The sequence below is a fragment of the Thalassolituus sp. UBA3500 genome (assembly GCF_002377545.1).
In the GTDB taxonomy this organism is placed as follows: Bacteria; Pseudomonadota; Gammaproteobacteria; order Pseudomonadales; family Oceanobacteraceae; genus Thalassolituus.
This window is the reverse complement of record NZ_DFQB01000004.1, coordinates 35,459-46,940: the sequence shown is the minus strand read 5'-3', so window position 1 is coordinate 46,940 and position 11,482 is coordinate 35,459. Positions and strand designations below refer to the sequence as shown.

At 52.8% G+C, this 11,482-nt stretch carries 9 protein-coding genes; 4 read left to right on the top strand and 5 right to left on the bottom strand.

Annotated features, from left to right (window positions below):
- Positions 1-3,531: tandem-95 repeat protein (locus B2R29_RS01910; protein ID WP_301179539.1), on the top strand; the 3,531-nt coding region annotated here is incomplete at its 5' end.
- On the opposite strand, the gene B2R29_RS01905 is transcribed toward B2R29_RS01910, so the two are convergent.
- Entirely contained in the window at positions 3,512-4,270 is a 759-nt protein-coding gene (locus B2R29_RS01905; protein WP_301179538.1) for a sulfite exporter TauE/SafE family protein, read from the bottom strand. The two genes, B2R29_RS01910 and B2R29_RS01905, sit on opposite strands and share 20 nt — an antisense overlap.
- A 29-nt stretch (positions 4,271-4,299) precedes the next feature.
- Between B2R29_RS01905 and B2R29_RS01900 the strand changes: the two genes are divergently transcribed.
- On the top strand, positions 4,300-4,539 hold the full coding sequence (locus B2R29_RS01900; protein WP_301179537.1) for a glutaredoxin family protein: 240 nt from the start codon (positions 4,300-4,302) through the stop codon (positions 4,537-4,539).
- Here the strand turns inward: B2R29_RS01900 and B2R29_RS01895 are convergent.
- Positions 4,514-5,185: a riboflavin synthase subunit alpha gene (locus tag B2R29_RS01895; RefSeq protein ID WP_301179536.1), complete on the bottom strand. Its 672-nt coding sequence runs from the start codon at positions 5,183-5,185 to the stop codon at positions 4,514-4,516. The two genes, B2R29_RS01900 and B2R29_RS01895, sit on opposite strands and share 26 nt — an antisense overlap.
- Positions 5,186-5,274: 89 nt before the next feature.
- Between B2R29_RS01895 and B2R29_RS01890 the strand changes: the two genes are divergently transcribed.
- Complete coding sequence (locus B2R29_RS01890; RefSeq protein ID WP_301179535.1) at positions 5,275-6,432, top strand: patatin-like phospholipase family protein; 1,158 nt, start codon at positions 5,275-5,277, stop codon at positions 6,430-6,432.
- Positions 6,432-7,127: a Sir2 family NAD+-dependent deacetylase gene (gene cobB / locus B2R29_RS01885; RefSeq protein ID WP_301179534.1), complete on the top strand. Its 696-nt coding sequence runs from the start codon at positions 6,432-6,434 to the stop codon at positions 7,125-7,127. Before B2R29_RS01890 ends, cobB begins: the two co-directional genes overlap by 1 nt.
- A 75-nt stretch (positions 7,128-7,202) precedes the next feature.
- On the opposite strand, the gene B2R29_RS01880 is transcribed toward cobB, so the two are convergent.
- The 3 genes from B2R29_RS01880 to rlmKL form a co-directional block, all read right to left on the bottom strand.
- The gene (locus B2R29_RS01880; protein WP_301179574.1) at positions 7,203-8,426 is read right to left on the bottom strand and encodes an ammonium transporter; all 1,224 of its coding nucleotides are present in this window, start codon (positions 8,424-8,426) and stop codon (positions 7,203-7,205) included.
- A 303-nt stretch (positions 8,427-8,729) separates the two neighbouring features.
- Positions 8,730-9,227, bottom strand: coding sequence for a pyridoxamine 5'-phosphate oxidase family protein (locus tag B2R29_RS01875; protein ID WP_301179533.1), 498 nt, complete (start codon positions 9,225-9,227; stop codon positions 8,730-8,732).
- Positions 9,228-9,261: 34 nt separating this feature from the next.
- Positions 9,262-11,412 carry a bifunctional 23S rRNA (guanine(2069)-N(7))-methyltransferase RlmK/23S rRNA (guanine(2445)-N(2))-methyltransferase RlmL gene (gene rlmKL / locus B2R29_RS01870; RefSeq protein WP_301179532.1) on the bottom strand — a complete coding sequence of 717 codons (2,151 nt, stop codon included), beginning with the start codon at positions 11,410-11,412 and terminating at the stop codon, positions 9,262-9,264.
- Positions 11,413-11,482: the final 70 nt, after the last annotated feature.

The window sequence follows — 11,482 nt, the reverse complement described above, 5'->3', positions numbered from 1 at the left end:
GATGACAGTACTCTGCAGGTAGCTCCCGTGAATGTTTCCACCCGCCTTTTTGCGCTTCTGGCGATGACTCTTCCGTCTCTGGCCTCGGCAAGTGTCGTCATCGTCAATAACGACGGCGCCAACGAAGGGTTCAACGATCAGACGGTGGTCGCCGCCGTTGGTGGAAATACCGCAACCACTCTCGGGCAACAGCGCCTCAATGTCTTCCAGCGCGCGGCAGACATCCTCAATAACACGTTTGATATTGCTACCACGGTCAGAGTCGGTTCGTCATTCGACCCGCTTACCTGCAGCTCAAGTTTTGCGACCCTCGGGCAGGCCGGGCCTGCTGCTGTCGAGTTCGACTTTGCAACGCGCAGTATTACGCCCCATGCTCTGTACAACCAGCAGGTGGGCAGTGATGCTGATCCAGGTACGGTCGAGATCAATGCTCAGTTCAACTCATCGATCGATAACAACGACAATTGTCTGTTCAATACCAACTGGTATTACGGCTACGATGCCCCCAGCGGCAACGATAACTCCCTATTATCAGTCGTATTACACGAAATCATGCACGGAATGGGGTTCCTGACCTATCTACAGTCAGACGGATCAAGTGGCGCGGGCTGGAATACCGCCGGGGGATTTGTAGAAGGCTTCGACCCCTACACCTACAAGCTTAAAGACGCATCTACTGGCCAGATGCTGACCGATCAAGCTGCCGGCACCCGCTATAACGTCATGCGCAGTGGTACGAACCTTGTCTGGAGCGGAACTGAGGCCAATGCAGAGTCAGGCAACTACTCATCAGGGATCAATTCAGGTGAGGTACAGATGTACGCGCCAGGATCGTATGAGCCAGGCTCATCTGTTTCTCACTTCGATACCGCAATGACCCCCAATGAACTGATGGAACCTCAGTACACTGAGTTTCTGGATACGGCCGGTCTGGCTGAACAGCTGCTGGTCGACATCGGTTGGAGTTACAACGCTGCGAGTGCTCCCAATAGCCCACCGTCTCTCGGCGTTATTGGCAATCGCTCACTCAGTGAAGACGGCAGCCTGAACGTCGCCCTGTCAGCGACAGACGCAGATGGCGATTCACTGACCTATTCTCTGGGTGCTAACAGTGCGGCACTGGGTGCAAGCGTCAGTGGCACAACATTGAGTATTTCACCAACATCGAACTTCAATGGTTCAGGAACACTGACCATCAACGTCACTGACGGCGAAGACAGCGATTCAGAGACCATTACCGTCACGGTAACCCCTGTCAACGACACGCCAGTGCTTGCTGGAGTCGGCAATCAAACCGTCAACGAGGAGTCCAGCACATCTCTGACTCTGAGCGCTACAGACGTCGACGGAGATTCCCTGACCTACCAGCTTGATAGCGCCACAGCAGCGCTGGGCGTTTCTCTGAGCGGAACGTCTCTCAGTATCGATCCCGCCACAGACTTCACAGGGGCTGGCAGCGTCACGGTCAGCGTCTCGGATGGCAGCCTGAGTGACTCTGAAACCTTCACGGTGACAGTCAACAACATCAATGATGCGCCGGTGCTGTCGGCGGTTTTTGATCTGACAATTCCAGAAGACACTTCAACCACAGTCGCCCTGACGGCAACCGACATCGACGGGGACAGCCTGACGTACAGCATCACCAGCTCCTCAGCCGAACTGAATGCCACTGTTTCTGGCAATACCGTCAGTCTCGCACCTGATTCTGACTACAGTGGCACGGGCAATGTTTCTGTGCAGGTGAGCGACGGCGTACTGACCGACTCAGACACCTTTGCAGTCACCGTATCGGGAACTAACGATGCCCCTGTCCTGGCTTCCGTAGGCGCTCAGAGCCTCAACGAAGACGCGACTCTCAGCTTCAGCCTTTCTGCAACAGACGCTGATGGCGATTCCCTGACCTACTCAATCACCAGTGCCGATACCGAACTGGGAGCCAGCATCTCCGGAAACTCAGTCACGCTGACGCCTACGGCTAACTACTTCGGCAGTGGCAATCTGACGGTGAGCGTGTCCGACGGCAACCTGACAGATTCAGAAACCATTAGCGTTACCGTCAATAACCTCAATGATGCTCCAGCCATTAACAGCATCAGCGATAAAACCCTTGCGTGGGACAGCAGCCGGAATATCAGCCTCAGCGGCTCCGACGTGGATGGCGACAGCCTGACCTTCAGTGCCGTATCAGCTGATACTGGCGTCGCGACCGTCGCGATAAGTGGATCAACGCTGACAGTCACTGCAGCGACCGCCAACTCCGCGACCACAACGATTACGGTCACAGTGTCTGACGGCACCCTCAGCGCCGATACCAGCTTCTCAGTCGAGCTGACAGACCCATCGGCTGTTGCACCGATCACGCTCACACTCGGCGGTGTTTCTCTCAACGACAGTGAGACTTACGATGGCGGTCTGGGAGCAATTGCAGTCACCCCTGCCGGTGGCACAGGTAACTACACAACAGGTGTCTTCTTCGACGGCGTCGACCGCTCTGAACTGATCAGCAACGGCTCGCTCGTCATGCCAGATTCAGGGGCATTTGCGGGTGTCTATACGCTCGACGTCAGTGACGGCAGTGGCAACACAGCGACCTTCTACATTGAGCGCCCGCTTCGCCTGACCGCTTCCGTCGATCCTTTATTGCAAAGCACAGATTCTGCATTGCTTTACATCGAAGGTGCCAGTGCAGCAACCACGATCAGCCTTTCGGGCAGCGGTGGTGTCGACTTCTTAGATACGACCGGCTCACCACTTACCTCGATTAATGCACCGGACGAAAGCAGTGAATTCAACCGCGCAACGGTAGGTCTGTCACTCAGCGCCATCCTCAACGGAACCGTCACAGCGACGGCCAGCAATGTGCCGGATAGCGAACTCAACCTCAATATTGTTGCAAGCCGCACCGTCACCATTTCCGTAACTGACGACAGCGGCCGTCCGGTTGCTGGCGCAGACATCAGTATTGTCGACGACAGACTGGAGGGCTGGGGTCTGGATGCCAATGCAGAGACAGATACCAACGGCATTGCGACCATCGTTGTTCCCGCAACGGCGGTTGATATTGAAATCGACGGCGATGAATTCAGCGCTGAAGAGCTCCAGGTACCGGCCAATACCAACGCGGTTTCTGTGACTCTCGATCCGGCAGCAGTTTCATATACGCTCACCGGTCTGATTCAGGCTCAGGGCTTCAACTTTGACTCGGAACTGCCCGAAGTTCTTATAAACCTCAGTGATGGAAGTCAGGTATTGGCCGACCTGAACGAGCTGAGCAATACGCGTATAGAGTATGAGTGGACATCCACACTTGGCAGCGCCCTGCCCGAGAGCATGACAGTGGACCACAGCGCTCTGCCGCCCGTGACCGTGAATCTCAATCCAGCGGCGAGCGCCGAAACCGTCGACATCACACTGATTACAGAGTCAGATGAAGACTCGTCTACCGGTGCGGGTACTACAAGCGTATGGCTAACACTACTGTTGGCCCTGATCAGTATTCGCAGACGAACCCTCAGCCCCAGAGAAGCTTGATACCGACCAGCAATGTAATGACCTCATACAGTCGCTTAATCAGCAAGTTACCCGACTGTATCGAGGTATGCGCGCCCAGATAGCCGCCGACCAGCGAGCCGGCGATCAACGCAGGTATCCAGTCCCACTTCACTTCAGCAACCGCACCCATAGTGACCGCACCCGTGCCATTCCATCCAAGGCCGACAGCCACCAGCGTCTGAGCGACTGCGAGCTTATATTCCAGGCCAAACCAATAGACCAGCCATAAGGTGACAAATAAACCAGAACCCGCCGATAAAGCGCCATTAGCAAAACCGATAACAAACAACCCCAGCGCGCCGATTAGCAGCCCCACGAAATCACGGTGCTTGTTCTCTGTCGCCAAACCAAGCTCCGGCCGGAACCAGGAGTAAAGAGACAGCATCAGGGTCAGGATACCGAGCGCGATTTCTGCCTGACGACCATCAACATCAAGAATAAACAGTGCGCCCATAATCACACCGGGCGCACCCGCAAGAAAAATAACCAGCAGAATCAGCTTATCGAGATGCCCCTCCCGAAGGTGCCGCACCGTTGCTCCCAGCCCGAGGGCAACGGTCGCAATTTTGTGCGTTGCCAGCGCCAGAGAAAACGGCAGCCCCATAAAAATAAGAATGGGTAATTGAATCAGCCCCGCCCCACCGCCTGCCAGAGCCGAAAACCAGTTAGCGACAACAGCAATAAGAAACAAGACCAAATGTTCGGTATACTCAACCATAGAATTCTCAGTTAAAGGGATACCCCTGAATGACTTACGCCCTCTACTACCACGACTATTGCCCATTTTGTCAGCGTGTACTCATGGCACTGCCGAGCTTCAGTGTCGAAGTAGAAAAGCGCAACGTGATGCAAAACAGTCAGTACCGGAAACAACAGCAGGAAGCCACTGGCCGCACTACCGTCCCCTGCTTGCTGATAGAAGACGGTGACAAACAGGAGTGGATGTACGAGTCAGGCGATATTATCCGTTACCTGAAGTCGCTCTGATCGTCTCCAATAGAGACCCCAACGCATCTGCGGAACCCAACAGACGCTGAACGGTATCAACCACTGCCTGCGTCTGTGGATCAACTTCAACATTGATTTTATCGCCTACCGAGACCAGTCCAAACGTGGTTACATCACGCGTCTCTGGGATCAGGTGGACAGAGAAGCGATCGCGCTCCACCTCCGCGATCGTCAGGCTGCAGCCATTCAGAGCGACATAGCCTTTATCAAGAAGATAAGGAACAAGCGTCGCTGGACGCTCCATCCAGACCACAAGGTTATTCGCCGACTCAATAACCTCGACGACCTTGATCTGCTGCATAATGTGGCCAGACAGCAGATGCCCGCCAATCTCATCACCAAACTTTGCCGCCCGCTCAATGTTCACGATGATCCCCGAACTGAGATCACCAAGGTTAGTGACCTTTAAGGTCTGGCCTATGGCATCGAAGCTGACACGCGCATTTCCAGTGCCATCTTTGTCGATAGATCGGGCTGTCAGACAGGTTCCATTGATCGCCACCGAAGCACCGATTTCAAGACCAGTGGTCAACTCATCAGAGAATTCAAAGATAAAGGTCGCGAAGTCCTCCTTCTTGAGAACATCAGCAACAGCGAGTCGGGTCTGCACAATTCCAGTGAACATTTCGGGCCTCAGGTCATCACAGTGGCGACCATTATGCACTATACTCGTGGCTTATTCATAAAAGTCGAACGACCCTCTGGAAGGTGCTTTTGGAAGTAAAAAAATCAGGGCTGATTCTGTCTGGTGGCGGTGCCCGAGCTGCTTATCAGGTCGGTGTATTAAAAGCTATTCATAAAATTCTCCCGAAAGGCCACTACAATCCGTTCGATGTTATTTCAGGGACGTCCGCCGGCGCGATTAATGGTGTCGCCCTTGCCAGTTACGCGGAAAATTACCGCATAGGTATCAAGCATCTCGAACGTATCTGGATGCATTTCACCCCAGATCATATTTATCGCACTGATTTTCTCGGTGTTTCACACGGCATTCTCAGAATGGCGCGATCCATGGTTATGGGAAAGCGATTTAAAAATGACCCGGTATCGCTGCTGAATAATCAACCTTTACGAGAGCTTCTTGGCGAGGTAATTAAATTCGACCAGATTCAGGGAGCGATTGATAACGGCGCCTTACATGCTATCGCGGTTAACTGCTCGGGTCTCGAAACGGGAGAATCAGTCGCTTTTTTCCAGGGGCATTACAGCATTACCAACTGGAATCGCCACCGCCGGGTTGGCAAACGCACTCGAATCACGCTTGACCATTTGATGGCATCCTCTGCCATTCCCATGATATTCCCAGCGGTGAAACTGCACGGTGAGTATTTTGCTGATGGCGCAGTTCGCCAGCTGGCACCAATCAGCCCAGCCCTTCACCTTGGCGCCGAAAAAGTCATGGTGATTGGTGTGTCTGGTATTGCGCACAAGCGCAAAGATCACGTGAAACCTCCTGCGGCGTATCCGAGCCCGGCTAAAGTCATGGGACATATGTTAAACGCCGCCTTCCTCGACAGCATGGAAACCGACGTCGAACGCTTACGTCGTATTAACCGTACACTGACAAGCATCCCTGAAGACGTTCGCAAAGAAGCCGGCATGGAACTTAAACCGATTGAATTGCTGGAGATTAATCCCAGCCGTTCGATCGACCAGATTGCGGGAGAACACGCCGCCGAAATTCCCAAAGCGCTGAAAATGACATTAGGCGGCAGCGGAAACGCCGGACAGAACGGCTCTGGTATTCTCAGTTATCTGTTGTTTTCTAAGGGATTCTGTAAAGCACTGATTGATCTCGGTTACAGTGATGCAATGCAACGCGCCGACGAGATCCGTGGTTTTTTCTCAGACCATTTTGAGGAAGAAAAGTAATGACAACACCGAAACGTATCGTCGTACTGACTGGCGCAGGAATATCTGCTGAATCGGGCATCAATACGTTTCGGGATAACGGAGGCCTATGGGAAAACCACCGCCTGGAAGATGTAGCGACACCCGAAGCCTTCGCGCGAGACCCCAACCTGGTGCAACGTTTTTACAACGGCCGCCGTGCACAGCTTAATGACGTCAATCCTAACCCGGCTCATATTGCACTTGCCGAGTTTGAACGGAACTTTGCCGGTGATTTTTTACTGGTCACACAAAACGTCGACCATCTGCACCAACAAGCAGGCTCGAAGAATCTCATCCATATGCATGGTGAATTGAAAAAATCCCGCTGCCTGAACACCGGAAGAATTCATAATCAACAGACTGATATTAATGCGACCAGTCTTTGTGAATGCTGTAACACACCCAGCTTGCGACCGCATATTGTCTGGTTCGGCGAAATGCCGTTGGACATGGAAGAAATCTATCAAGCGTTAGAGCAATGCGACCTGTTCATTAGTATTGGTACTTCTGGCAACGTCTACCCTGCAGCCGGATTTGTCGAGGTAGCAAACAGCGTAAATGCCAGAACCGTAGAAATTAACCTGGAACCTTCGCGCGGAGCCGATGCGTTTCAGGAAGCCTTTCACGGCCCGGCGTCGGTCAAAGTCGCTGAGTTTCTGGCGACGATCATCTGATTTCTGCTTCACCGTTTACGTCTGTACAGGCATAAAAAAACCCGCCGAAACGGGTTTTATCAACAGTACGACGGATCAGTCGTTGCTGGTCGAGCCGATCTTGTGGATCGACAAGTCCGCACCATTGAATTCTTCTTCCTCGCTCAGACGGATACCCGATACAGCCTTCACCAGACCGTAGACGATGAAACCACCAATCAGAGCCACTGCGATACCAGCAACAGTACCGATCAGCTGAGACATCAGGCTTACGCCACCCAGACCGCCCATCGCTTCTGTACCAAAGATACCGCAGGCAATACCACCCCAGGCACCACACAGGCCGTGCAGTGGCCATACACCAAGCACATCATCGAACTTAGGAAACTTGTTCTGAGCCAGAGTGAAGACCCAAACAAACAGCGCACCAGCAACACCGCCAACCAGCAGTGCACCGATTGGATGCAATACGTCTGAACCAGCACACACGGCTACCAGGCCTGCCAGAGGGCCATTATGAATAAAGCCTGGGTCATTGCGACCAACAACCATGGCAACAACAACACCACCGACCATCGCCATCAGGCTGTTTACAGCCACCAGCCCCGAAATACCGTCCAGTGTTTGTGCAGACATCACGTTAAAACCGAACCAGCCAACGGTCAGAATCCACGCGCCCATAGCCAACCATGGGATATTTGAAGGAGCAAATGCGGTAACTTTACCGTCACGGTAGCGACCACGTCGCGCACCCAGCAGGAAGACAGCGGCAAAGGCAATCCAGCCACCGACACCGTGCACAACGACAGAACCGGCGAAATCGTGGAAGCCAGCGCCATAGGTTTCTTCTAACCATGCTTGCAGGCTGAAACCAAAGACGGCGTTGCCGTTCCAGATGATGCCCTCAAAGAATGGATATACGAATGCAACCGTCAGTGCTGAAGCAATCAGAATTGGGTAAAACTTCGCACGCTCAGCAATACCACCAGAAATAATGGCTGGAATTGCCGCCGCAAAGGTCAGCAGGAAGAAGAACTTCACCAGCTCATAGCCATTGTTTTCAGTCAGCTCCGCAGCACTGGCGAAGAAGTCCATGCCATAAGCAACCTGATAACCGATAAAGAAGTAGGCAATGGTTGAGATGCCAAAATCAGTAATGATTTTCACCAGGGCATTTACCTGGTTCTTGTGACGTACTGTACCGACCTCAAGAAACGCGAAGCCTGCGTGCATCGCCAGTACCATGATGGCACCCAGCAGAATAAACATTGTGTTCGCGCTGTACATAAGAGTTTCGACAGCGGAGTTGATACCTGTGATATCCACGAGTTGTCCTCTGATAGTTCGTTAAGTTTGTATTTGGCGCGGCGCACTCTAGCGGTGCCCTTTGCGCAACATCAGGGCAAAAGCCCATAAGAATCCTTCGATAGGGGAACGTTTAAGCAGGAGATGTGCCACTTTGTCCACTTTGCGACAATCGGACAATGAAAACGCACAAGGATAGAGCTGGCGTGCGCTAGCGTAATGCAGAAATTCTTATGCGTGAGGCATTATCAAACAGCATCACTCAGATATAGCACCAATATTTACCATAATGGACAGTATTGCACCCTACTAGTGCATTTAATCAGAAGACCACATCCCGTCCATCATCATGGGATAGGCCACAGGCTTAAAATCAGTAAACTCGATATCTCTGACCACCTGAAAATCACTCCAGAGCATCCGTGCTCCCTTCAACCACCGGGTCGAAGCAACGCGTTTATGAATCATCTGGAGCTCTTCAGTCGTAGCTGGCCGTGCCGGGCCAGCTTTGCCGTAGAGTCGAACACCGGGTTCCGCGGCAAAACGCCCGGTTATCAGCGACTTGAGCCAGAACCAACGCCCTACATTTACTGCCGACACGCAGACGTTCGGGTTCGAGTCTATGTTCTCACCCAGTGACACTGCGTAGTGGTCGAAAAAGAAGCCCGTCTGATCATCACGAAGAAATACCGTGCCGACAGGTGTAATATGCGGAGTACCGTCAGGGCAGACCGTCGCAATGGAGCAATGCACGGCTGAGGCCTGCGACTGCTCTAACGTCCGTTTGATTTGTGGCCAGTTCGATTTTAATGACAACCTTTACCTTCCCTGGTTAAGCCAAACTTAAAGTTTAATCGCGGTGCGAGATTTCAAAACACACATGAATATTCTGGCGACGTTCGAAATCCTTAGGAATCGACTTGCCCGTCACATCCCGGATACTGAACTCCGACAGCGCATCACGATCGAGGCTGAACTTACGCAGATTATTTGAGAATATCAGCGTGCCACCGGGCGCTAACCGGTCCATCGCCATGCGAATAAGATCCACATGGTCACGCTGGATATCCAGCACACCTTCCATACGCTTCGAGTTTGAAAAGGTTGGCGGGTCCATAAAGATAAGATCGTATTCGCCCGTGTCATCTTTCAGCCACTGCAGACAGTCGGCCTGAATAAAGCTGTGCTCGTCAGGATTCAGTTCATTAGCACGGAAGTTATCACGGCCCCAGTTCAGATAGGTGCGCGACATATCGACACTGGTGGTCTGTGCGCCGGCAGCCGCGGCATGCAGAGACGCCGTTGCGGTATAACAGAACAGGTTAAGGAAACGCTTACCCGCCGCCTGTTTTGCAATATGCAGGCGCGTCGGGCGGTGATCAAGGAACAGACCGGTATCGAGATAGTCGCGAAGGTTCACCAGCACATTCACCTGCCCTTCACGGACGGTCATGGTGTGCTTTTCATCGCTCTGCTTCTCGTACTGACGTTTACCACTCTGACGCTCACGGCGCTTGAGTACAATCTGCTCCGCAGGCACGCCAGTGACCTCAGGTAAGGCTGCAAGAACATCCAGCAGACGCTTTTCAGCGACCTGAGGGTCAATCGACTTCGGCGGTACGTATTCCTGCACGTGAAGCCAGTCTTCGTAACGATCAACGGCCACCGCGTATTCCGGAATATCGGCATCGTATATGCGATAACAATGAATATTCTCACGGTTTGCCCATTTACCGAGATTCTTCATGTTCTTTTTCAGACGATTCGCAAAGGCTTCTACCGGGCCGCGTATCGCACTCGGCTGCGGACGTGATGAGCGTTCGTCGGCCGCCCCGAAAACCAACAATTTGGTTTCGATTTTGCCGTTCATAAACTTATATTGTTTATCGAGAGGGCGACGAATAGCGCGGGCGAGGTCCGTATTGCCGGTGAAAATAGCAACACGCCACTCAGGTAATTTCATGGTGGCATCATGCAATTGCTGATACAGAGGCGCTAGCTGAGGTAATTCGCTCAGGCGCTCACCGTAAGGCGGGTTGGAGATCACCATACCGCCCTGATGTATTACCTCTTTCTGAACGCGCAGGTCATTGATATCACGACGCTCAAGATGCACTTTGCCCGCCAGTCCTGATCGCTCCAGGTTCTTGTTGGCCGCATTCAGCTGCTCAGAATCAATATCAAAGCCATACAAACGGTTCTTCAACCCATTGATGCCGTCAGTACGACGCTGGCGCGCTTCATCCACCAGCTTCATCCAGAGCTTACGTTCGTGGCTCTTCCAGCGATCAAACCCCCAGCCCTGCCGGTTAAGACCCGGTGCTACGTCCGCGGCCATGAGGCCGGCTTCAATCAGTAAAGTGCCCGAGCCGCACATAGGGTCAACAAGGGTCTTGCCCTCTTTTGCCAGCTCAGGCCAGCCGGCACGGATCAGCAGGGCCGCGGCCAGATTTTCTTTCAGCGGCGCCTTGCCCGGCTGTAGGCGATAGCCCCGACGATGCAGGCTGTCCCCGGAGACATTCAGAAACAGCGACAGACGCCCTTTGCGCAACTGGGCTTCGATACGAATATCACCCGACTTATCGACCGATGGTCGCACGCCCGTCTGCTCACGGAAGACATCGACCACCGCATCTTTGATGCGCTGCGCACCAAACTGAGTGTTATTGATAAACCGACTGCTGCCGTGAAAATCGATACGGAACGTCGCTTCAACGGGAAATAAAGAGGGCCAGTCGACCGTCTTCGCCATTTTGAACATTTCATCGGCGCTTTCTACCTGACATTCCAACAATGGAAGCAGCAAGCGGCTGGCGAGACGTGACCATAAACACACCCGATAGGCGGCCTCCAGATCACCGTGCCAATAGACGCCAATATGGCTCTCTTTATCAACACTTCCGCCTAAGTGTCTGATTTCATCGGCCAGTAATGCTTCGGTGCCCTTTGCACAGACAGCCAGCCAATTGGTATTTGGATCGTTATATTCTACGTCACTCATACATTCATACACTCAGGGTAATAGCGAAAAGGCGCTAAAACCTTATCACTTAGAAGAAATAATTCATTAA

What these genes read in the sequence shown, in the direction of transcription:
- cobB (WP_301179534.1), top strand. Translation starts at nt 6,432, where the DNA reads ATGACAACACCGAAACGTATCGTCGTACTGACTGGCGCAGGAATATCT.
- B2R29_RS01900 (WP_301179537.1), top strand. Translation starts at nt 4,300, where the DNA reads ATGACTTACGCCCTCTACTACCACGACTATTGCCCATTTTGTCAGCGT.
- rlmKL (WP_301179532.1), bottom strand. Translation starts at nt 11,412, where the DNA reads ATGAGTGACGTAGAATATAACGATCCAAATACCAATTGGCTGGCTGTC.
- B2R29_RS01905 (WP_301179538.1), bottom strand. Translation starts at nt 4,270, where the DNA reads ATGGTTGAGTATACCGAACATTTGGTCTTGTTTCTTATTGCTGTTGTC.
- B2R29_RS01895 (WP_301179536.1), bottom strand. Translation starts at nt 5,185, where the DNA reads ATGTTCACTGGAATTGTGCAGACCCGACTCGCTGTTGCTGATGTTCTC.